The sequence below is a fragment of the Peribacillus sp. 05N428 genome (assembly GCF_056397085.1).
On record NZ_JBFTMS010000045.1, the window covers coordinates 1 to 23,440 of the forward strand.

Sequence of the window (23,440 nt, forward strand, 5' to 3'; positions counted from 1 at the left end):
GGTGGCGATAGCGAAGAGGTCACACCCGTTCCCATTCCGAACACGGCAGTTAAGCTCTTCAGCGCCGATGGTAGTTGGGGGTTTCCCCCTGTGAGAGTAGGACGCCGCCAAGCCATTTGAAAAGACCAGCCATCCGGCTGGTCTTTTTTGAGGTCGTTATCTTCAGTACTTATTATTTAAACCTGTTAAAGACCTTAAAGAAAGTTATATGCAGGGTAAATGGTAGGACATACTATTAATGCATCTGAATTTCTACAGCTATCTGTCTTATCCATATCAGTTTAAGACAAAGGGACAGAATTCTTCGTTTCTGTAGGGATATATGTTAAACTTAACATAGTTCTGAAACTGTCATTGGGGGAATAGCCGATGGATACCTCTGCTAAAGATGAAATGATTTTTTCGTTTGCTGAATGGTTGAGAGACCAAGGCAAATCAGCTAATACGATCAAAACGTATACTGGTGTCCTTTCACAGTTTTGTGACCAGACACAAAAGATATTGATGGAGATCCATTCTGAAGATGTTCAGGGTTATCTTGATTATTTAGAAAATTGCAAGAAAAGCCCAGGGACAATCGAAAAACACTATATCGCATTAAATGTCTTCTTTAAATTTTTAGGCAAACCGCAAGTGATGCTTTCTGTGGAACGTAAAGTTAAGGAGCACAAGCTTGAGGTACCTGAAACTTTAAGCCTCAATGAGCAGCAGATACTATTAAGAGATATAGAAGCAGAAGGAAATCTAAGGAATATTGCCATCGTCTACCTTTTGTTACATACTGGAATTCGTGTCTCCGAATTATGTGACTTAAATGGCCGTGATGTCATCATGGAAACAGAGCGTAATTATATACTTGTCCGGAACGCAAAAGGTGAAATCGACAGATCCGTACCCCTTACGATATCGGCAATACAACATGTACAAAATTATCTTTTGTCTTTAAAAGAAAAAGCAGATCCGCTATTCATCTCAAGCTATAATCAAAGGATCACTCCGAGGTCAGTTCAATATATATTGAAAAAATACAATGTGCATCCGCATAAACTGCGACATACTTTTTGTCAAAGGTTAGTGGATAATGGAATAGATATACAAACGATATCCAAGCTTGCCGGTCATAAAGATTTAAACGTAACGAAGCGTTATCTAAAAGAAAAATCTCTGGATCTGGCAAATGCGATAGATCAAACTTTCACCAAACACTAATATATAGAAATTAAAAGGGGAAGCGAGATCTTTCCTTTTTTTTGTTTAAACAAACAGATTTCCTTGGAAATGACGAATAGGACGTTTTGTCTTAAGAGACGGGACAGGTTGAAAGAAAAGGAATATAGTTCAGTCAAAAGGGCCGAACATATTGATGCATTGTTGAATCAAAAAAGAGGGGACTCCTTATATCAGGAATCCGCTTTTCTTTTTCTTCGTTACTTAACTGTTTTTTTCTTCTTTTTACCTATTTTCATTATAACTTCATATACTACCGGCACTATTACAAGTGTTAGCAATGTAGAACTCACCAGTCCGCCGATAACGGTAATTCCCAAACCTTGTGATATTAATCCGCTGCCTTCCGCACCGATTGCCAGAGGTATTAAAGCGCCGATTGTGGCAAGGGCAGTCATCAGGATAGGGCGTAGACGGGTGGATCCTGCCTCGAGTAAAGATTCCCTGGTAGATAGCCCGGATTCTTCATTCTTGATAACACGGTCCACTAATACGATGGCATTGGTCACGACGATACCAATAAGCATCAGGACACCCATCATTGCCGAAACGCTGATGGTCTCACCTGCAATGAATAGCCCTGCCAATGCCCCGATTACCGTAAATGGTAAGGAGAAGAGAATGGCTATTGGTGCTAAACCACCATGGAAAGTAACGACTAGGACAAAGTATACGATAGCAACTGCCGCTAACATAGCGATACCAAGTTGAGTGAATGATTCTTGGATATCTTCCGTCACTCCGCCGTAGTCTATAGATACGCTTGCAGGAAGATCTAATTTATCAACTTCCTTCTGTACCTCAGCTGTCACTGCGGCCACATCATCCGATTTGATTGTTGCAGACACGTCGGCATAAATTTTTCCATCGCGGCGGCTGATTGTATCGGAAGCTTTGCCTTCTTCGATTTTCACAAGCTCTTTCAATGGGATTTCCATTCCCGTTGGAGAAGAAATTTTCGTATTCTCTAGATCTTTTTTGTCTTCGAATGTCGTTTCTTTTGTCTCGACATATACTTTGACTTCTTCTCCATCTTTCTTAATGGTAGTTAAAGCATCATCTTTATTCGTATTGGCAATGGACATGCCAATTTGTGCAGCTGTCAGTCCAAGGTCACTTAGCTTTTCTTGGTCTGCCACTAGAGTGTATTGCTCATAAGCATCCGAAAGACTTGTATCAACATCTTTTAAATCTTTGTTTTTCTTCATGATATTTTGAATATCATCAATTACCGGTTCAATATCTTTTTGTGTATTTCCGTAAACAAATAGAGTGGTTTCGTTGCTTGATGTTGATGTGAAATCTTGTTGTTTCCATGTTCCAGGTGAATCAAGTTCAGTTAATTCTTTTATGACGGTTTCTTTTTTGTCCCCGAAATTTTCGGTGTCTTCGTCATAGAGTACATAGAAGAGAGCCGAGTTACTCGAGCCGCCCATCATGCCGCCGCCCATCATGCTTTCACCAAGTGTGTATTGAACGGTCTTCACATCGTCTTTATCCATGAAGTATTTTTCCACTTTTTCTGTTTGCTTTTCAATATCCTCTTTTAACTCTCCAGGTGCGGGAGTGTAAGTTACGATGATTGTTTTTTCTTCATCTGCAGGCATGAAGCTGACACCGATGCTTGGGATTAGGAATAAGCTTCCAACTAATAATACAATGGCTGTACCGAAAGTGATTAGCTTATGGTTTAACGACCAATCCAGTGATTTTCGATAGAATGCTGATAGTTTGCTTGGCTTTTCTTCATGTGATTGTAATTCTTTTTTAGATAGTCCCTTTTTAAATAAAGTGTCTGCCATTGCCGGAACAAGTGTGATGGCGATTATTAATGAAGCGACTAATGCAAACACCATTGTTAAGGCGAATGGCATGAATAGTTCCCCGACAGGTCCTGTAACGCTTGCTAAAGGCAGGTATACGGCTACAGTAACGATTGTCGATGAAAGGATGGGGATGAACATTTCCTTAGTGGCAGATCGTATTAATTCGCCGCCTTTTAATTGTTCGCCTTTTAACGCCATTCTTCTATAAATATTTTCTATGACGACAATGGAGTCATCGACGACTCGGCCAATCGCAACGGTCATGGCCCCAAGTGTCATGACATTCAATGAAATATCCATTTGTTTGAGCACCAAAAGGGCTGCTAACAGGGATAATGGAATCGAAATGACGGAAATGAGAGTCGTTTTAAAGTTCCTAAGGAATAGCATGATAACAATGACGGCAAACAGACAGCCGAAGAGTGCCTTGCTGATCATGGTTTCAACAGAATCTTTAATCGGTTTAGCTTGATCGAGAGTAGTGTGTACACTTACCCCGTTAAATTCTTCTTTGAAATTCGATGCTTCTTCATTTACTTCGTCGACGATTGCAACTGTATCGGCATCAGGTGATCTTGTAACCTGAATTCCAATCGATTCGCTACCGTTTGTTCTTGAAATCGATTCAGCCTTACCGGTGATTTTAACATCGGCAATGTCTGATAATTTCACATTTTGCATTTGGGCAGGACCTGTTGCCATTTCAGGAGATAATTGATTGGTTTCCTGTCCAGTTTGTGCTGGAGCTCCTGTTTGCGGGCCGCCGGTTAAAGGTATCTTTATATTTTTCAGGTCCTTTAATGTGGAAATGTTTCCATCCACAACGATCGTTTTCTCTTTATCATCAAAGTTATATATGCCAAGCGGCATACTGACGTTTGCGGCCTGGATAACCTTCTTTACGGTTTCTTCATCGAGCCCGTATTGAGCCATCTTGTCCTGGTCGAATACAAGGCTGCCTTCATTTACTTGCTGTCCGGAAATGGATACGGATGTCACGCCGTCAATTCCTTCAAGTTTAGGTACTAACACCTCTTCGACATTTTTTGTAAGGGCTGGTAAATCAGAAGCCTTATCTGTTACACTGAGTGCGACGACAGGAAAAGCGTTTAATTCTAATTTAGATACGCTCGGGTCATCTACTCCCTCTGGCAGTTCCAATTTCTCTAAAGCTTCTTTCACTTCTTTTACTGCATCGTCCATATCCGTATCATAATCATATTGTAATTGGATGGAAGAGGCATTGGCCATGGACGAAGAACTGACTAATTCGACTCCTGGCAAATTTGTTACTTTTAGCTCAATCTGGTCGGTGAGCTTATCTGCTACTTCTTCAGGTGCAGCTCCAGGATAAACAGTGGAGATGCTTATTAAAGGAGTGGAGATGCTTGGTATGGTTTCTTGTTTCATGTTTAAACCGGAGTATAAACCAGCTGCAACGATGATGATGGTAAGCAACCAGATTGCCAATTTATTCTTTAATGAAAATTTAATTATTGAATTCAAGCTTGTACCCTCCATACATAAAATTGTGACCAGTCGGTCACAAACTCAAATATATAGTATATGGATTATGATTGCAACAGATAATATCCGTTAGTGTTAACGTTGTGATTTCAAGGGTTTTGGGATACAATTTGGAAGATGTGACCCATTGGTCACCAATGGACAATTTTAAGAGATAGGATGAATTTGATGAAAGAAAAAAATAAGATGATCATAGATAAGTCTGTAGAGCTTTTCGCGGAGAAAGGCTATCATGCAACTTCGGTTCAGGAAATTGTTGAAAAATGCGGGATAGCAAAAGGGTCCTTTTATAATTATTTTAAATCGAAGGAGGAATTACTAGTCTCCATTTTTAAATTTTATTATGAAGCGTTGACAGACTCATTACTTGATCTTGAACTGGATGCTTCATTGTCCAGTAAAGACAAATTCATGAGGCAGATCACTGTTCACATTGAGCATATGACGGGAAATACCAACTTGATTCAAATGATGATGCAGGAACAAATGGTTCATATCAGCAAGGAACTAGATGGATTTTTACATCATATCCATGAAGAGGGCTTGATTTGGTTCAAGCGTAAAATCATTGAGTTATACCCGGGGCTTTCATCTGATCTTCTACCCGATTGCACCATTATTTTAGATTCGCTTTTCAAAGGATATATCGGAATATTGATCAGGAAACAAAATGCTTTCGATGTGGAATTGTTACCTAGCTTCATATTGAACCGGATGGATTCCATTGTCACAAGTCTGGAAAACATGGAAGATCCATTATTGAAACAATTTCCCCTACCAGGTTGCTCGATGCGGGATATGAGCCCAAAAGAAGAAATCCATTCGATTATCGCCAGGATGCTGGAAGTGGAAACACGTAAAGAAGAGGGGATGGAAACACGTAAAAATACGGAAGCTTTAAAAGCGCTCCAGGAAGAATTTTCAAAAGTTAGGCCGAGCTCCATCATCTTGGAAAGCCTTTTATTATTTTTGGAAAAAAATGAAAAAAGAAGTCCCTTGTGTTCAAAGCTTATCTTAATGATGAAGGATTATTTGTTGTATATATGAAGGCTTTACTGAAAGGGGGCGAATAGCCTCTTTTTCATTTGAATTTTTAATGAGTGTTAAAAACGGAGGTTTAGGAAAAAGTAAAAAGTGATGGGAAGAAGACCATTCTTTCAATGATATGGGGGCAAGAATCATGCGATGGAAAAAAGGGATGCTGATTTATAATAAAAATGCAGGGAAAGATAAACTCGAAAGGAATCTAGAGGGTTGTCTTCCGGTATTAGCTCCACATATTGATGAGTTTCTCATTCTACAAACCAAGCAAAAAGGCGATGCGTGCCGTTATTGTTTGGAATATGGTGAAGAAATGGATGTAGTTTTCGTATTGGGAGGAGATGGAACGGTACATGAGTGTGTAAATGGCCTTTCACCCCTTCAGAGGCGGCCGTTGTTTGGGATTTTACCTGGAGGGACTTGCAATGACTTCTCCAGGACATTAAAGATTCCTCAAAAAGTTCGTCAAGCTGCGGAAGCATTAGTAAATGGCAAGGTTCGTCCAATTGATATTGGGAAGTCCAATAACGATTATTTTTCCAATTTTTGGGGAGTGGGACTTATTTCAGATGCTTCAAACAATATTGATGAGCAGGAAAAAAGCAGGTTCGGAAAGATAGGATATTTATTAAGCGCTGTAAGGACGATTGGTGAGAATGCTCCCTTTTCCTATAAACTAGAATATGATGGGAATTTCATTGAAGGGGAAGCCGTTATGATTTTGGTCTTGAATGGTTGTTTTATCGGCACTAATTTATTACCTTTCCCCATGATTAGTCCAGACGATGGGCTCTTTGGCGTTGCCATCTTGGAAAATGCAAGCCTTGGTGCATTTTTAGAAATAATAGCGATGAAACGTTCATGGACTGAAAATATGAGTTCTGACTCTGGGGTGACTTATTTACAAGCAGGTACCTTGACTATTGAATCCAAGAGGCCGCTTGATGTGGATATGGATGGAGAGAACTATAGACAAACTCCTTCGCGCATTAAAGTCCTTGCCCACCATTTGTCAGTATTAACACCAAATTAGTATGAGGATTACATTTGAAGGAAAAGGCTTATGTGTTTTTTTTGTATATTCATTCCTTATTTCTGCAATTGTTTCCAAAATAGGATAAAATGTATGATGATATATCATTTTTTGCAGGAGGACCAATTATGGTGTACCAGGTCGGATTGTTAAAGGGCATTTTAGAGCCTTATCGGAGTCGTTATCAGCTGCAAAATGCAGAGGCAGTCACAAAGCTTGGATTGAAATTAATAGTTTTATATTTTCTTAGTCTTATAGTATTCGCCGTTGGGGGATATTTTGGCATTGGTTCAGAATCATTCTCCAAAGAAATCACGAAGATGAGCGCCAATGAATTCGAAGCAGCAAAGTTGCTGATTTTGAGCGGCAATATAATAACAGGAATAATCGACCCTTCCATATACATATTTTTAGCAGCTCTATTCTTTTGGATCGTTACTGATATCCCCTATATTAAATTAGTTATCGTTCAAATGATTCTTTTTGGCTTGCAATTAATAGAAAAAACATTATTGATTCCCTTATTCGTTTTAATGGATTTAGGCAGCGATGCCAATCCTTTTTCATTGGGGATCATCAGTCAGTATTTTCTCAGAAGTGATTATTTCATTCACTTTTTCAGCGAAATTACCATTTTTCAATTTCTTATTATTGCTCTGCAATATTTTTATTTAAAGGAATTTACAGAACGTAATAATTATATGGTCCTTTTAATGATTGTTCTATTGTATTTGGCCACATGGTTTGTTAAAGCCTTTTTAGGATACATCCAAGTAGGCGTATTTGTATAAAGCGGGTGAAATGAATGAGCGGTAAATGGAAAATAGCGACGGTCTCCATTGCGTCGATAGTGTTAATAACCGTTAACTTATACCTTATTGAAAAAAAAGAAAGCAAAGTGGAACGGACGGTTTTCGTTGAAAACTGGACTAAGGTAAAAAAAGATACAATTACGGATACTATTCAAACAAATGGGGTAATTAAACCAGTAGAAGAGTATGATATTTATTTTGATGCCAAGAAAAATGATTTTAAGAAATTCCTTGTAAAAGAAGGCGATGCGATTACGGCTGGCTCCTCGTTGTTTGAGTATACGACGACCGAACTTGATGCGCTTAAAGCGAATTTGGAAGCGGAGAAAACGGCCGCGGAGGGGGAAATTGCAGGGATTGAGGAATACATAGGGAAGTTGAGGTCTTATCAGGGGACCGTGATCAGTGAACCTGAAGCGGCAATTGATGAATCGGTGGAAAAGAACTTGAATATTGATATAACGACAAGCTCTTCAGATCTTATTAAAAGTAACATTGAGCAAGAAATGTACAAGCAGGAACTAGAAAAAAACAGGTTGGATGAAAAAGTGAAAATGCTTGATGCTAAATTAAGTTCGATTGAGGAGCAGTCCAATGCAATTGTAACGACGAGCGAGGCTGATGGTGTCGTTAAAAATATCAATAAAAACCTGAATAATCCCATTATATCCATTGTTTCGACAAATATGGCAATTGAAGGGGATTTCTCCGAAGAGGAAATGAAAAAGGCTGAAGTGGGCATGACTATAAAAGCAAGTTCCTCTGTTTCAAAAAAGGCATTGAAAGGGAAGATAGGCCGTATCCATTCCTATCCCGCTGAAGAGCCATCATTAAAAAAAAATAACAGATTTCCATTTCAGGCTTTAATCGAACCGGAAGGCGAAGAAACGGAACCTTTGTTAGTGGGATCGAAAGTGAATCTTACTGTAATAACCAATGAGAAAGCCGGTGTACCCTCCATTCCGATAGAGGCCGTACAATACCAAAAGCAGCCTTATATTTACAAGTTGACTAATAAAGGCCATGTGGATAAACATTACATTACAAAAGGTCTTAAGGCTGAAGGGAAGCAAGAAATCATAAAGGGACCGTCTGTAGGTGACGTCATCCTGCTGAAGCCGAATGCGGCAGTGAAGAACCATTCTTATTTTATTACCCCGATTCAATTTGAAAAAGTGAAAGCTGGAACTTATAAAAAATTCACCTCTAGGGAAAAAGTAAGATATCTGTTACTTGGCATTCTGGAAAAATAACCGCTTTTTTCACAAGAGAGGTGATGTTAAATTAGGAATTAATTATATCGATATAACTTATTTGATTAAAAATCGGGAAGCGTAATTATAGATACAACAGCCTTTAATGCAGAATATTCAGACATATTAAAAGATTTTTTCTAGAACTGATGCGAATAAATATTTACAGATTATCATTTTTAGTATAATATTTTATTATAAGTTAACTCGCTTAATCTTATTCCAAGAACGGGGGACCCATTTTTGTGGATTTTATCCGCTAGGGGTGAATTCAGAAATGAAAGGGCATTTGTGTTTCCAATTCCTAACCCGACAGCTAACCTCGTCAGCGTCTTTAAGGGAACATGTGTGAATATTCACGCCAATAAGAAATCGACACATGAAGTGTCTTTTTTTTCGGCGTAAAGACAGAGTTTTTCAAAAAAAGAAAAATTACTTTCTTTTTATTAGTATCTTGTTTCCCTTACCGAGACAAAAATGTTTTTGCATCAAAGACTTTATGGAAGGTGAGGAAAGTAAATGAAGAAATTCAAATTAAGTTTAGCTAGCCAAATTTTCATTGGTTTAATTCTAGGGATTATCGTTGGTGCCATTTTTTATGGTAATGAGTCGGCCCAAAGCTTTTTACAGCCATTCGGAGACATTTTCCTACGAATGATTAAAATGATCGTAGTGCCGATCATCGTATCCAGCCTTATCGTTGCAGTTGCCGGTGTAGGTGACTTGAAAGCGGTAGGAAAACTAGGTGCTAAATCATTATCATACTTTGTTGTCGTAACTATGATAGCGATTGCTGTTGGTTTAATTTCAGCGAATATCATCCAGCCTGGTGCTGGTGTGAATATGAATAACCTGGAACAAACTGATATCTCCACATATGTTGATACAGCAGAAACTAAGCAGCATGAATCGTTCGTAGATACACTTGTACACATCGTGCCATCCAATCCAGTTAAAGCCATGGTAGAAGGCGATATGCTAGCGATAATTTTCTTCTCCGTGTTGTTTGGACTAAGTATTGCGGCCATCGGTGAAAAGGGTAAACCAGTATTCCGTTTCTTCCAAGGTGTAGCTGAAGGAATGTTCTACCTAACTAACATGGTCATGAAATTCGCTCCTATCGGTGTATTTGCACTAATCGGTGTGACTATCTCCAAGTTCGGTTTGGAATCTTTAATTCCATTAGGAAAGTTAGCGCTTTCTGTTTACGGAACAATGATCTTCTTTGTAATTGTCATTCTGGGTCTTATTGCAAAATTTGTAGGATTCAATATCTTTACTTTGATTAAACTTCTAAAAGAAGAATTGATTCTTGCTTTCTCTACTGCAAGTTCAGAAGCGGTTCTTCCGAAAATCATGGAAAAAATGGAGAAAGCGGGATGTCCGAAACATATTGCTACATTTGTTATTCCGACTGGATACTCCTTTAACCTTGATGGTTCTACATTATACCAAGCGTTAGCAGCTATCTTCATCGCTCAAATGTATGGAATCGATTTAAGCATGTATGAGCAAATCACGCTAATGCTAGTGTTAATGATCACATCCAAAGGGATTGCGGGTGTACCAGGTGTATCTTTCGTAGTTCTTTTAGCGACATTGGGAACTGTCGGTATTCCTATTGAAGGTCTTGCATTTATTGCCGGTATCGACCGTATTCTTGATATGGGACGTACAGTGGTAAACGTTATTGGTAATTCACTTGCGGCAATCGTTATCTCTAAATGGGAAGGTCAATTCAACCCTCCTTCCAAAAAAGAACTAGAACAACAAGTTTCTTGATACAAAAAATCCAGAGTGAAATGTCACTCTGGATTTTTTTTTATTGAATGAAAAAGCGCTTCCTTAATTTTTCTCGATGACTGTAAAACTCTGCTTCCTTCAGGTGTTATGGAGGGAACTACTTCTTGACGCGTCTTCCCGGATGTCAAAATACCCCCAAATTCATAAAGCCTTTCATCTTGTTTACCCCAAAACCAAATCATTTCCTCTTCCTCCCAGAAGGTCATGTGTTGTGAAATGAAACTACCTTCAGGCTTAAAAATACGTTGATTTGACTAATGTCGGGTATTTTGCGCTGGGGATCATCAGCATAAAGGGGAGCGGCCACATGAAATGAGTGAATGAATGATAAAACCATTCATGATCCATTCTTCGAATTCTATATTTTTTCCTATTGGTTAAAATGGATTTTGATTCATGTTATTTAAACGATGCAGATGATGATTAATATTGGGGTTATATAACTTACGTGAAACTCCAAAAGTTTGATAAAATAACATTATTGATTGAGAGCTCGGAGGGGGTCAGGTTATGAAGAATGATAGCAATGATATCTTATACATGTATATGCAGGCTTCCGAACGGTTTGTCCTTTTTAATGGACTCAATTTTCGTGAATTCGTCAATTCGCTTCCGTATACCTTGGATTCGATCTTATTATTGAAACATCAATTCGATGGTGGGGAATACAATTTGAATGTCCTGCTTGAGAGCGCTTCATCTGAAGCTATTGCGAAGCTCGTTAAAGAAAATGTCCGGGCATATGGAGATTTCTGTTGGATCGATTTTGAAGAAACGGAAGGGCTGGATGAATTGGATGGAAGGGAAATAGCGGAACTTTTATATTTAGGACATGCTAAAACCCATCTGGATCCCCCGTTTTTCCGTAAATTGAATAACCAATTTGTGTACCTTGCCCAGGATGATGGCTGGTTCAATAAAATTTATTTTCGTTCTCTTTCGACATATTATATGATGTTAGGAAGTCTGATTCCGCTAAAGCTGGAGCCATTAAAAGTAGAGAGGACGTGGCTTGGAATCAGAAAGAAAAAAGAGCTGACGGCGATTCCTGCAGAAATCATTGCTTCTTTGGCTCATATTCTGGCAGAGGGGCTCGTTTTTTCCTTTCGGGATGTTAAGTATACTAGAACGAAAATTGAGATACCGGCATGGGTCGTAGGGGATTATTTAAACATGGATGAGATGCATGATTCCTTTTCGGATAGAGATAGTAAGGAGCCCGATGCATTTATTATCTTCAATCGAAAAGAGAAGATTTGGGAAAGTGTTATTAAAAATACACCATCCTCCTAATTTTATTTGAATTCCTTGAACTTTTTAGGTGTAAGACTTACCGTCTCATGCATAAGAGATAAGAGAGGGTGTGGCGGTTTTATCCTGTGTTCAGTAAGTTAGTAATCATTGGAAAAGCCTCAATGATGGAAGTTTCGCTTTACCCCTCATTAACAGGCTGTAAGGAAGCCTGATGACAAATGTAATGAAAAAGAAATGTGTTGAACCAACAGCGTGTAAATGCCCGATTGCGACGCACAGGATGTGCTAGCACAGGAGTTGCCACAGGATGTGGCGGTTTTATCCTGTGTTCTGCAAAATAGTAATCATTGGAAAAGCCTCAATGATGGAAGTTTCGCTTTACCCCGCATTAACAGGCTGTAAGGATGCTCGGTGACAAATGTAATGAAAAAGAAATGTGGTGAGCCAACAGCCTGTAAATGCCCGATTGGCTCAACTAACCATCATTGGAAAAGCCTCAATGATGGAAGTTTCGCTTTATCCGTTTTAGTGTAAAGTGATACAATGAACATGGTTAAAAGAATATTGGAGGGTAATAACTCATGAAAACTAAACTTGGTTTGCTTTATGGTGGAAAATCTGCGGAGCATGAGGTTTCTATGCAGACGGCTTTAGCGGTCATTAAAGCTCTCGATTTAGCAAAGTTTGATATATATCCGATTTACATAACAAAAGATGGTTCATGGATTAATGGACCAAAGTTAACAGGTCCTGCCGAGAACGTGGAGGCATTGACATTTTCACCGGAAAAATCGAGCTCGCCTCTTGCCTTGCAAGCACATTCAACTGATGAAAATAGTGAATCAACAGGGTATGACGTAATTTTCCCATTGCTTCACGGACCGAATGGAGAAGATGGAACCGTACAAGGGATGCTGGAACTGTTGAACCTTCCTTATGTAGGGAATGGCGTTTTAGCTTCTTCAGCAGGAATGGATAAGGTCATCATGAAAAACATTTTTGCCCAGGCGGGACTTCCTCAAGTGAAATACACTTGGTTCATCCGTTCTGAATGGGAGAAGAATACTGAAAGTGCCATCAAAAAGGTAGCGGATGATTTGGGGTACCCTTGTTTTGTCAAACCTGCCAATTTAGGCTCAAGTGTCGGTATCAGCAAATGTAATGATGCTGATGAACTGGAAAAAGCGGTAGCGGAAGCTTTTCAATTCGATCGGAAGGTCATCATTGAAGAAGGGGTCATTGCTCGTGAACTCGAGTTTGGTATTCTTGGTAATGATGAACCGTCTTGTTCAGTGGCAGGCGAAATCATCCCTAAGAAAGATTTTGCCTTCTATGATTATTCAGCAAAATATGTAGACGGTAATTCAGCGATGGTCATTCCGGCGGAGATAACGGAAAGCGAGTATGCAGCTTTATCCGAAATGGCCATTACTGCCTTTAAGTCATTGGATTGCTCTGGATTGGTTCGCGCAGATTTCTTCTTGACGCATTTGGGGCAAATCTATATTAATGAAGTGAATACAATGCCTGGGTTTACTCCATTCAGCATGTTTCCGTTATTGTGGAAGCACACAGGTGTCGACTATCCAGCGCTAATTGAAACACTCGTGAAACTTGCCTTGGAACGTCATCAGGAAAAACAACAAATCAAATATACAGTTTGATCATGCAGGTAAAGTATCAGTAAACTCCACAATCCATCAAGCCTTGATTTGATGGATTCCAATCAGCAGGAACCGGTGCGATTTAAACTGGTTTCTGCTTCGTTTGGTTAACGGAGAGCGATCAACGGTTCGATGAATGTAGGAGGAACAAAATGATAAAGAGAACGTTAAAACAAGTACATGAAATGGCAGAGGGATTGAATGATATCAGTCCATTCCAGTCCAAAGGAATTAATGGGGTTACCATCGATTCAAGAACGGTTAAGGAAGGATGTTTGTTCATTCCGCTTAAGGGTGAGCAGGTTGACGGCCATCAGTATGTCAAGCAGGCTTTAGCGCAAGGGGCTGCAGCTTCCTTTTGGCAAAGGGATGTTCCGAATCCTCCTGATGATTTACCGATAATTATTGTCGAAAACACTGAGAAAGCACTTCAGCAATTGGCGCGTTCTTACCGCCAGGAGTTGAATATAAAAGTCATTGGGATAACAGGGAGCAACGGTAAGACCACTACGAAAGATATGACCGCTGCGCTGCTGGCCACTGCCTATAAGGTTCATAAAACAAATGGAAACTTCAATAATCATTTAGGTTTGCCGTTAACGGTGCTTTCTATGGCAGAGGATACGGAAGCGGCTGTTTTGGAAATGGGAATGAGCAGTCGCGGTGAAATCGAGTTCTTATCCAAAATGGCAAAGCCTGATGTAGCGATCATTACCAATATCGGTGAATCACACTTATTGGATTTAGGATCACGCGAGGAAATCGCGAATGCGAAGTTGGAAATTGTCGAAGGTTTGTCGAAAGATGGAACGCTGATATATCATGGTGATGAACCATTGCTTCGCAATCGGATCAAAAAGGATTTTCCTGATTTAAACGTAATATCTTTTGGACGTACGGAACAAAATGATTTATATCCACAGGCCATTAGCCAAGGGGCAGACAGTACCACGTTTACAATCGCAAGCGGTGATAAGGAAATCGGTTATGAGATACCTGTTTTAGGTCATCATAATGTTCTTAATGCGTTGGCTGCCATCTTGGTTGCTAAAGAATTCAATGTAGATGATTCGGCGATCCGTAAAGGCCTATCGGCCATTCAGTTAACTAATATGAGGATGGAATTGGTTGAAGGCGCAAAAGGGCAGAAAATCATCAATGATGCATATAATGCCAGTCCAACTTCAGTCAAGGCGGCAGTGGAGTTGGTTGAGGGCTTATCTGGATTCGAGAATAAGATTCTTGTATTGGGAGATATGTTGGAGTTAGGGCCGCAGGAAAAAGACTTTCATACGAAAATTGGTGAATTGATTTCCAATGAGCGGATTGATAAGATTTTCACATATGGTCCTTTAGCCGAGTTTATTGCCAAGGGAGCGAGCAAGTCTTTTTCATCGGAGCAGGTTCGCCCTTTTCAAGATAAGCAGGAGCTTATAGAGGAACTTAAGTCGTCCACAGAGGAAAATGACATCATACTTGTTAAAGCTTCCAGGGGCATGAAGCTGGAGGAAGTCGTTCAAGCTCTACAAAAATAAAAAATAAAGAAAAGGCCGTTTCTTTTTGAAACGGCCTTTTTTATTGTGTTTAAAACAGTGTCCCGGCTATAATGCAGATGTCATCGTTAATCACTGAATGCCTCATCCTTGAGACCAATAGCTTCTGAAGAAGGTCATTTGTATCGAGATGGACATTTTCAATGAATTCCCTCTCGATATTGTCAGATCGGTCAATGGCGGAAGGTGTGGGCGTTTTAGACAGTCCATCTGTATAGATGATGAATCGGCTTCCTGGTTCATAATGAAAGACTATTTTTTTCATGGGCAATTCGGGGATCGGTCCGCTTGGGGTGGCCCCTTTGTTTAAATTGAGAATTTGGTTGGTGCATGGGGAATACAAAAAGGCTGAAGGAAGTCCGTAGTTCACATATTCTATGAGTCGATCCTTTGTATTCACGTATGCGATGAAGGCTGTAATACGAGCATGTTTTTTGTTTTGCCGATTAACTCCTTGAAATAGGTCCCGAATATGTTTGCCCAGTTCCTCTGTTATGTAAATGGGGTCTTTTACCCGTTTGATAAGGTCGGGCATCACAGCCCTTATGGACATGTTTATAAGGGCTGTGTGGATGCCTTTTCCAAATACATCGATCATGATGAAGCCGTATATCCTGTCATCAACCTCCGCCCAGTAAAATAAATCCCCAGAAAGGTCACTCGAAGGCTGAAAAAGGCCTTTGATCTCTATATCTTCATTATTGATCGACAAAGGTAAACTTGAAAGTTGAATGCCCTTTGCAATTCGCAGGCTCCTTGCCGATTTTTGGTGTATCTTTTCAAGCTCTTGCCCCTTCAGTTTTGCCGAAAACAATTGCATGCTGATGTTTTTGAGTGACTTTAATTTAATCCGGACTTCTACTGAATCGGCAGGGACTGCCATGGTTTCATAAAAGGTCTTTTCCGGTAAGGCCTGAGGGGGATCCATTCCTAAAGCGCGTTTGTAAATGAATAAGATAGGGATTTCGTGAGATTCAGCTAAGGCGAATAAAGAAGTTTGCTGCCAAGAATCTTTTGATATGTGTAAAGGCAAAATAAATAATGATTTCATTAAGTCCGATGAATCTTCGAATAGATGACTTTGGTTGAGTGGATCCTCCAAAAAAGTGACTTTCTTGTTCATTTTCTTTAAGATTCGACCAAAATCCTTACATAAAGGAACATCTATTGTGAATATGTTCATATAACCCCCCGTTGATTTGTTGATAGGTCAATCATACTGCATTTAGACGTATTTACTATAATTTTTAGACAAAAAGATGTAATTTTCGGAAAAATGAATGATCCCATATACCTGGAAATTCAATCATGATAAGCCCTTTCTTCCAACGGGGGCAACCGTGGAAGGGTGTTATCATTAGATTTAATCCTTCCTCAAAAAGGTTTGTTGAAACTATTTGATTTAAACTCATATCATATATAAATGGATGTTCGTTTTGTGAAAAATTCACATGGATATAGTAAGTGGTCTGGAATGGTTTATCCCAAACCGTTATTTTAAAACAGGAATAGGTTACTGAAATCCTCCCAACTGGATTCCTGAAGCCAACTGTCGTTTCCAGTCTGAATCCACTTACGCATGATAGGTTATAGTAACTAAGGTAATTCTGTTGAATAAATCAGCTGTACATTTATCTGGTGGTGATATCCAATTTCACCGTTTTTGAAACGATCCAAAGTTTTAGTAACTCTGAATGGGGCGATATCCTTTATTGCATTAACAGTTTGAAAATGGTAATATGAGTATGAGTTTAAATGTCTTATCATTGATGATTATTTAAATTAATCAGGTTGAGGCAACAAAATTGTATGTTCTTACATGTTTCATGAGTTCATTCTTGAGATTATTTTAGATTAAATAGGCCGCGCGTCTGGTCATATATAAAAGCTGCATCTCTTGGCGGCTTTAGTAGCTATTAGGGAATCAAGCCGCATTTTTAGCGCTTTTCCACTTCTGCAAATCCTCAACGCACCGGGCCTGTTTTGTATAAGAATCTTGGCTCTCGTCAAGTTTTGTTCATCCAGCCTTTTTAAGTTTGATGAATAATAGGTGCAGCAGCCCTCACCTGAATAAAACGGTCAAACACCGTTTATGCTACTTTTAATTTTCCATATTGAATTTAATTTTGGTTACATGTACTTTTAAAAAGATGAGCGTAGGTTAATGATAAGTTTACACGTGCGCGAAATTAAAAATGCCAGTGAATGTCCGTACTGGTATATTTCCTTTTTAAAAAATCATATTGAGTTCATTTGAACTAAAAGGCAGACATACTTTTAGGTGATAATGATAAACTTTTTATTAAGAGATAAAGAAGAACATCCGTCATGATGATGAGGATTTGAACTAAAACATCTGTGCATGATCCATGAATGCACGTGTAAATTTACGATATAAAAAGGAGTACGAAAACATTGACATTGTTTAGCGAATTAGGATTAGATAGAACGTCCATGAAATCAATAGAAAAAATGGGATTTGAGGAAGCAAGCCCGATTCAATCCCAAACGATACCTCTAGCACTTGAAGGTAAAGATATAATCGGTCAAGCGCAAACAGGAACAGGTAAAACAGCAGCATTCGGTATTCCATTGATGGAAAACATCGATATCAATAACGAAAACGTGCAAGGGATCGTCATTGCACCTACACGTGAGCTTGCCATTCAAGTTTCCGAGGAACTTTTCAAGCTTGGTTACGGAAAACGTGCTCGTGTACTTGCAGTTTATGGTGGACAAGACATCGACCGTCAAATCCGTGCTTTAAAGAAAAAACCACATATTATCGTTGGTACGCCTGGTCGTCTTTTAGACCATATCAAACGTAAAAATATTAAATTAGGCGGAGTTCACACTGTAGTTCTTGATGAAGCGGATGAAATGCTTAACATGGGATTCATTGAGGATATTGAATTAATCCTTTCAACGGTTCCTGATGAAAGGCAAACATTGCTTTTCTCAGCTACAATGCCTGATCCGATCCGTAAAATTGCTGAAAGATTCATGCAAGAACCAGTTCTTGTACGTGTAAAAGCAAAAGAAATGACAGTGGATCGTATCGAACAATATTACTTGGAGTTAAAAGAAAGTGAAAAATTCGATACACTTGCACGCCTTTTCGATATTCAAACACCGGATCTTGCGATCGTCTTCGGACGTACGAAACGCCGTGTAGATGAATTGGCATCTGCATTGAATATCCGCGGTTATATGGCTGAAGGCATTCATGGTGACCTTAGCCAGGCAAAACGCCTTTCTGTATTGAAAAAGTTCAAAGACCGCAGCATCGATGTGCTCGTTGCTACTGACGTTGCTGCACGTGGACTTGATATTTCCGGCGTTACTCACGTATACAACTTTGATATCCCTCAAGATCCGGAAAGCTACGTTCACCGTATTGGACGTACAGGACGTGCGGGTAAACATGGTATAGCCATTACGTTTGTAACACCAAGAGAAAGAGGCCAACTGCATGCAGTTGAACATACAACGAAAAAACGTATGGAGAAACTTAAGACTCCTACGTTAACTGAAGCGTTGGAAGGTCAACAAAAAGCAGTAACGGAAAAAATCCTTAATACAATCGAGAATGAGGATTTAACTTTATATCTTGGTCAAGCGGAAGAGTTATTACAAAAACATAGCGCAGCGGATTTAGTTGCAGCCATGCTTAAATCAATGACAAAAGAACCGGATCAAACGCCTATCAAGTTAACGGAAGAATCTCCATCTCCAATGCGTCGCAATCGCGGAGGAAGCGGATCTTCTGGCAACAGACAGCGCAATGGCCGCAGTTCTTCAGGCAGAAAAGATTACGGCAGCGGATCAGGGAAACGCCCAAGCACGAACCGTAAATCGAATGGTTACGGAAACCGCAGCACGAGCCAAAAAAGAGAAAAAACTAATAAGATTTAATTGAATTGGGAATGCCGCTCATTTGAGCGGCATTTTTTTATGTGCATCTCCAACTCTTCATGAAGGTATCCGCGGTTTTTGGATGGAATGCTCACAGCCTTTGTTTGAAAAGGGGTTAATTTCCAGTATTTAAATATAGTATAATGGATGAAAGCAAGGATGGATGATGATGATTCAATTAGCATTACCTGTCCGGAAGAGGAGAAGCACATGGAACCTGAAAATCGTATATCGAATAAGGCCTTAACCGTATGGAAAATCAGTGGTCTTATAAGCTGTTCAATAACCTGGATTATAAGCATCGCCGTACTCGTGCTTACAATCATTTTTGATTGGACATATTGGGTGATTGGCGCGTTGGTCCTAATTTCGATAATCCAATCCTATCTGGCCATCTTTCTGATTCCGTCGGTTAAATGGAAGAGATGGCGTTACGAAGTAAGAAATACTGAAATTGATATCCAAAGTGGTATTTTCGTCATTAAAAGAACACTCATACCCATGATAAGGGTTCAGCATGTTGAAACGAAGCAAGGGCCATTATTAAGAAAATACGATTTAGCCTCCGTTGAAATTTCCACTGCAGCTACTCTTCATGTTATCCCTGCCTTGGACCTTGCAGAGGCAGATGAATTGCGGCATTATATTTCGAGAATGGCAAGTGTGGAGGAAGAAGATGTCTGATCCTAAAAGGCTTCACCCCATAGCTGTATTGCTTAACATCATTAAATCGATTAAGGAGTTAGTCATCCCTTTTTTATTAGTGGTCGTCATTCCTGGGAAGAATGAAGGAATTCCCGGATGGATACAACCGCTGGTCATTGCCATTATTATACTTTTGATTATAGGGAATGCATTCTTGCAATGGTTACGCTTTACATATCGGATAGAAGAGGGCGAATTCAGAATTGAGTCCGGGGTATTGGTAAGGAAGAAACGGTATATAAAGTTTGATCGGATTCATAGCATAGATATATCAGAGGGCATCATCCAGAGGGTATTCAGCCTGGTGAAGCTGAATATTGAAACGGCAGGCGGGTCTCAGGCGGATGCCGTATTATCAGCCATAAGCAAAAGTGATGCGGATCGAATCAATGCTTATATAAGTGAGGAAAAAAATGCGTATAACCCATTTGATAGGGATAAAGATGAAGTCGCGGATAATGAAATCGCAGCAAAATCATCTTCCGTTTTTAAGCAGACGCTGCCGCAGTTATTCGCTATGGCTGCCACTTCGGGAGCGGTAGGTGTCTTCCTATCCGGGGCAGTCGCTTTTATTTCACAGTTCGATGAAATGATACCTTTTGAGAGAATATTTAAGGATTATGAAGATTTTATTGAAATGGGGACCTTCATTCTGACCTTGTTTGCCCTTGTGGCTTTATTGGCGGTTTATGTGCTGGCCACATTAAGTATGGTAATTAAATACGCTTCCTTTACCGTGATAAAAACGGATGAGGAGATCGTTATTTCCAGGGGGCTTCTCGAGAAAAGACGGCTGACAATCCCTATCCATAAAATTCAAGGTATCCGGATCATGGAGAATTTAATTCGAAAGCCATTGGGATTGGCGACGGTTTATATTGAATATGCGGGAGGGAGCATGGAAGATAAAGAAAGTCTTTCCATCATGCTGTTCCCTTTAATCAGGAAGAAGCATTTACAGAAGAAAATCATGGAAATTTTACCGGTTTATGAAACGGATACGGAGATGACACCAATACCCAAGCGTGCACTTTCCAGGTATGTGTTTCGAAAGTTTCTATACCTCATCCCGATCATCGGTGCCTTGGTATGGTTTTTCAGACCTTGGGGTTATCTTTCCTTCTTGCTTGTACCGTTGGCGATTTTTTGGGCATACATGCAATATAGAGATGCAGGTTGGAGCATAGAAGGGAATTTATTGCTATTGAGCAGCCGTTTTTTCTCGAAGCAAACATTGATCATGCAGAGAAGCAGAATTCAATCAATCACATATAAAAAAAGCTGGTTTCAGAATCGAAAAGAATTAGCCACCATTACAGCATCGATTAAATCAGGAATTACCTCCCGGGTCGGTATGGTTGCTGATGTGGAAGAAAAGGATTGCCTAATAATTAAATCATGGTATTCACCTAAAAAAGCAGTCGACTCCCAATGATTGAAAGGAAGAGTCGGCTGTTTGGCCTACCATTTTTTTCTTAAGAATAATGGAGCTGTTAAAAAGCCGGTTGCCATTCCAGCCAAATGACCGACAACGTTGATCTGCGGTTGGATGAAAGTCATGATAATGGCAATTCCGGTCAATGTATATACTGTATTTCTTTCGTTGTTCGTAAAATTGGTTTTATTGAACAGTACAAGATATAGAAAGAATCCGAGTAAACCAAAAATTGCTCCGCTAGCACCTACGTGGTTATATGTCAGTGGGTTAATCAGGAAGGTTGCGATATTGGCAAGGATCCCTGTCGTTAAAAAGAAGATTGAAAACTTGAAGGCTCCAAGTAATTTCTCCAGGAATGGACCAAAGATGGCAAGTGAGAATCCATTAAACAGTAAATGTGTAAACGTGCTATGTAGAAAGATGGGGGTGATCAAACGCCACCATTGTCCATCAGCGATGTATAAATTCACACCTGTGCCATAATAAAAGAGTACATTGCCGGGAAGTACGGGGAAAAGGACGAGAACGAATACAAGCATCATAATGAGTATGAGCACAGTTACAGCTCGATAAGAATTTGCATATTCGCGGAAGCTTTCTGTTCTTGTAAACATAAATTCCTCCTATATATCGTTTTTAATTAGATACAATATTATCATTTTCAGGTAAAAGAGTCCTCCTAATGATATGCAACTTATTAAATTAATAGAAGAGGTGTCAAAGTGATTAAAGGTATAGGCGTGGACATTACTGAGTTGGATAGAATGGAAACATTGATTAATCGGCAACCCCGTTTAAAGGAGCGTATATTGACGGAAAGTGAAATCTTGATTTTCGAAAAGTTAAATGGAAGAAGGAAGGTCGAGTATTTTGCTGGGCGTTTTGCGGCAAAGGAGGCTTTTTCAAAAGCGAACGGTACAGGGATCGGTAAACACTTATCCTTTTTGGATATTGAAATCATCTCGGATGATAAAGGAAAGCCGGTGATTTCTAAGCCGTTTTCTGAAGGGGTCCATCTTTCGATTAGCCATAGCAGGGATTATGCGGTTGCTCAAGTCGTAATTGAAGGGTGAGTGGAGTTTTGTCCAATCGGGTCATAAACCTTAAGGTTGTCTCATATACATTTAGTGCTATAGGGAGACAAGGCCCGGTAAAAGGTACATGGCAGAGTAGGTGCTCTCGAAAAGTTTTTAGCCGGATCGAGAAATGGTCCTGTCTAAAATACTGAGGAATTTAAGACATCAGTCGAGCCAATGTCCGGATCCTGCCTTTTCCTCTCCCTTTTACGTTCAAATGACAAAAAGGGGTTGAAAAGATGAAGAAGATGGTAATGCTTTTTGCAGGGATCATGCTCTTGCTTGCTCTTTCTGCTTGCGGCCAAAAATCGCAGAGTGATGTAGTGAGTGAATTGAATGAGAAGCTTGGTGAAATGAAAGGATATAAAGCTAACGCGAAGATGACATTAAAGATGGGGACGGAACCTCAAGTGTATAATGTGGAGATTTGGCATAAGGACCCTTCTTTTTACCGCGTGAATCTGAAAAATGAAGAGAAAGATCAAAGCCAGATGATTTTGAAAAATGATGATGGTGTATATGTTTTGACGCCTGCTTTGAATAAAAGTTTTAAATTTCAAAGCGAGTGGCCGGAGAACAGCAGTCAGGCCTATTTGTTCGAGTCGTTGGTGAAAGACATTACGGAAGATAAAAGTGCGACATATAAAGAAACGGATAAACATTATGTCTTTGAAACGAAAACGCGCTACCAAAACAATAAAATGTTACCATTTCAAGAGATTACTATAAACAAAAAGGATTTATCCCCAGTCAGTGTAAAAGTCATGGACCCTGATAGGACCGCTTTGGTTCTTGTTGAATTCTCAAAAGTAAAATTCGATACGAGTTTTGATAAAGATTCATTCGACATGAAGAAAAACATGACAAGTGCACAACTTGAAGCTCCCGTTATGGCAGAAGTCCAAAATGAGGGGTTTGCAGTGAAATACCCTGAAAATATTGGTGATATGAATTTAACGGAAGAAAAAGAAATTACGACGGAAAAGGGAGAACGTGTCGTTTTGACCTATGAGGGTACAAAAAGTTTTACATTAGTTCAGGAAAAAGCTGAGGTAGTCCAAACTTCCGTTTCGACGAATGTGAATGGAGAACCTGTTGATTTGGGTTATACTGTCGGTGCCATGACGGGAAATACGATTGCATGGACTTTTGAAGGTGTCGATTACATGCTAGCATCAAAGGATTTGACACAGGAAGAGATGATAGAAGTCGCCCGTTCGGTTGGGGAAGATCCAGTCAAATAGGATTACATAACAAGCTGATGTTTCCCGTCTCCTTACGAAGGTTTCTTCTGGGTAGGATAGGCGGGGAAG

The 23,440-nt window shown here is 39.7% G+C and carries 18 protein-coding genes, 1 rRNA gene and 1 riboswitch; of the genes, 15 read left to right on the forward strand and 4 right to left on the reverse strand.

Annotation, left to right across the window (positions count from 1 at the left end; all coding sequences use genetic code 11):
• Nucleotides 1–113 (forward strand): 5S ribosomal RNA (gene rrf / locus AC1DIV_RS25335); the annotation flags it as partial.
• A 256-nt stretch (nucleotides 114–369) separates the two neighbouring features.
• Nucleotides 370–1,209: a tyrosine-type recombinase/integrase gene (locus tag AC1DIV_RS25340; RefSeq protein ID WP_048679905.1), complete on the forward strand. Its 840-nt coding sequence runs from the start codon at nucleotides 370–372 to the stop codon at nucleotides 1,207–1,209.
• A gap of 218 nt (nucleotides 1,210–1,427) precedes the next feature.
• Here the strand turns inward: AC1DIV_RS25340 and AC1DIV_RS25345 are convergent, their stop codons facing one another.
• On the reverse strand, nucleotides 1,428–4,559 hold the full coding sequence (locus AC1DIV_RS25345) for an efflux RND transporter permease subunit (protein WP_340878329.1): 3,132 nt from the start codon (nucleotides 4,557–4,559) through the stop codon (nucleotides 1,428–1,430).
• A gap of 189 nt (nucleotides 4,560–4,748) precedes the next feature.
• Here AC1DIV_RS25345 and AC1DIV_RS25350 point away from each other — a divergent pair, with 189 nt between their 5' ends.
• From AC1DIV_RS25350 to AC1DIV_RS25370, 5 genes are all read left to right on the forward strand, one after another.
• Nucleotides 4,749–5,627, forward strand: coding sequence for a TetR/AcrR family transcriptional regulator (locus AC1DIV_RS25350; protein WP_340878330.1), 879 nt, complete (start codon nucleotides 4,749–4,751; stop codon nucleotides 5,625–5,627).
• A 133-nt stretch (nucleotides 5,628–5,760) separates the two neighbouring features.
• The gene (locus tag AC1DIV_RS25355; RefSeq protein ID WP_340878331.1) at nucleotides 5,761–6,654 is read left to right on the forward strand and encodes a diacylglycerol/lipid kinase family protein; all 894 of its coding nucleotides are present in this window, start codon (nucleotides 5,761–5,763) and stop codon (nucleotides 6,652–6,654) included.
• Nucleotides 6,655–6,782: 128 nt separating this feature from the next.
• A complete protein-coding gene (locus AC1DIV_RS25360) occupies nucleotides 6,783–7,445 on the forward strand; it encodes a hypothetical protein (protein WP_340878332.1) in 663 nt (220 codons plus the stop codon).
• A 14-nt stretch (nucleotides 7,446–7,459) separates the two neighbouring features.
• Nucleotides 7,460–8,719: an efflux RND transporter periplasmic adaptor subunit gene (locus AC1DIV_RS25365; protein WP_340878333.1), complete on the forward strand. Its 1,260-nt coding sequence runs from the start codon at nucleotides 7,460–7,462 to the stop codon at nucleotides 8,717–8,719.
• A gap of 198 nt (nucleotides 8,720–8,917) precedes the next feature.
• A riboswitch (cyclic di-AMP (ydaO/yuaA leader) is annotated at nucleotides 8,918–9,065 on the forward strand.
• Nucleotides 9,066–9,238: 173 nt separating this feature from the next.
• Complete coding sequence (locus tag AC1DIV_RS25370) at nucleotides 9,239–10,501, forward strand: cation:dicarboxylate symporter family transporter (RefSeq protein WP_048679924.1); 1,263 nt, start codon at nucleotides 9,239–9,241, stop codon at nucleotides 10,499–10,501.
• Between the two features lie 23 nt (nucleotides 10,502–10,524).
• Here AC1DIV_RS25370 and AC1DIV_RS25375 read toward each other — a convergent pair whose 3' ends face one another.
• The gene (locus tag AC1DIV_RS25375) at nucleotides 10,525–10,704 is read right to left on the reverse strand and encodes a hypothetical protein (protein ID WP_340878334.1); all 180 of its coding nucleotides are present in this window, start codon (nucleotides 10,702–10,704) and stop codon (nucleotides 10,525–10,527) included.
• 328 nt (nucleotides 10,705–11,032) lie between these two features.
• On the opposite strand from AC1DIV_RS25375, the gene AC1DIV_RS25380 reads away from it, so the two are divergent.
• The 3 genes from AC1DIV_RS25380 to AC1DIV_RS25390 all read left to right on the forward strand — a co-directional run bounded on the left by AC1DIV_RS25380 (nucleotide 11,033) and on the right by AC1DIV_RS25390 (nucleotide 14,975).
• Entirely contained in the window at nucleotides 11,033–11,815 is a 783-nt protein-coding gene (locus AC1DIV_RS25380) for a hypothetical protein (protein WP_323599614.1), read from the forward strand.
• Between the two features lie 542 nt (nucleotides 11,816–12,357).
• Entirely contained in the window at nucleotides 12,358–13,440 is a 1,083-nt protein-coding gene (locus AC1DIV_RS25385; protein ID WP_340878335.1) for a D-alanine--D-alanine ligase, read from the forward strand.
• A gap of 152 nt (nucleotides 13,441–13,592) precedes the next feature.
• Nucleotides 13,593–14,975, forward strand: a complete 1,383-nt coding sequence (locus AC1DIV_RS25390) for a UDP-N-acetylmuramoyl-tripeptide--D-alanyl-D-alanine ligase (RefSeq protein ID WP_340878336.1) — start codon at nucleotides 13,593–13,595, stop codon at nucleotides 14,973–14,975.
• Nucleotides 14,976–15,024: 49 nt separating this feature from the next.
• On the opposite strand, the gene AC1DIV_RS25395 is transcribed toward AC1DIV_RS25390, so the two are convergent.
• Complete coding sequence (locus tag AC1DIV_RS25395) at nucleotides 15,025–16,176, reverse strand: PP2C family protein-serine/threonine phosphatase (protein ID WP_340878337.1); 1,152 nt, start codon at nucleotides 16,174–16,176, stop codon at nucleotides 15,025–15,027.
• A 1,232-nt stretch (nucleotides 16,177–17,408) separates the two neighbouring features.
• Here AC1DIV_RS25395 and cshA point away from each other — a divergent pair.
• The 3 genes from cshA (at nucleotide 17,409) to AC1DIV_RS25410 (ending at nucleotide 21,048) form a co-directional block, all read left to right on the forward strand.
• On the forward strand, nucleotides 17,409–18,908 hold the full coding sequence (gene cshA / locus AC1DIV_RS25400) for a degradosome RNA helicase CshA (protein WP_048682025.1): 1,500 nt from the start codon (nucleotides 17,409–17,411) through the stop codon (nucleotides 18,906–18,908).
• Between the two features lie 210 nt (nucleotides 18,909–19,118).
• A complete protein-coding gene (locus tag AC1DIV_RS25405) occupies nucleotides 19,119–19,592 on the forward strand; it encodes a PH domain-containing protein (RefSeq protein ID WP_048682031.1) in 474 nt (157 codons plus the stop codon).
• Nucleotides 19,585–21,048 (forward strand): PH domain-containing protein, encoded by a 1,464-nt coding sequence (locus AC1DIV_RS25410; protein WP_340878338.1) that lies wholly within the window; start codon nucleotides 19,585–19,587, stop codon nucleotides 21,046–21,048. The genes AC1DIV_RS25405 and AC1DIV_RS25410 overlap by 8 nt, the downstream gene beginning before the upstream one ends.
• Before the next feature lie 26 nt (nucleotides 21,049–21,074).
• Here AC1DIV_RS25410 and AC1DIV_RS25415 read toward each other — a convergent pair whose 3' ends face one another.
• On the reverse strand, nucleotides 21,075–21,665 hold the full coding sequence (locus tag AC1DIV_RS25415) for a rhomboid family intramembrane serine protease (RefSeq protein ID WP_340878339.1): 591 nt from the start codon (nucleotides 21,663–21,665) through the stop codon (nucleotides 21,075–21,077).
• A 108-nt stretch (nucleotides 21,666–21,773) separates the two neighbouring features.
• Between AC1DIV_RS25415 and acpS the strand changes: the two genes are divergently transcribed.
• Both acpS and AC1DIV_RS25425 read left to right on the forward strand, forming a co-directional pair.
• Entirely contained in the window at nucleotides 21,774–22,124 is a 351-nt protein-coding gene (gene acpS / locus AC1DIV_RS25420; RefSeq protein WP_053537119.1) for a holo-ACP synthase, read from the forward strand.
• A 242-nt stretch (nucleotides 22,125–22,366) separates the two neighbouring features.
• Complete coding sequence (locus AC1DIV_RS25425) at nucleotides 22,367–23,371, forward strand: LolA family protein (protein ID WP_048682041.1); 1,005 nt, start codon at nucleotides 22,367–22,369, stop codon at nucleotides 23,369–23,371.
• The last annotated feature ends 69 nt before the right edge of the window (nucleotides 23,372–23,440 follow it).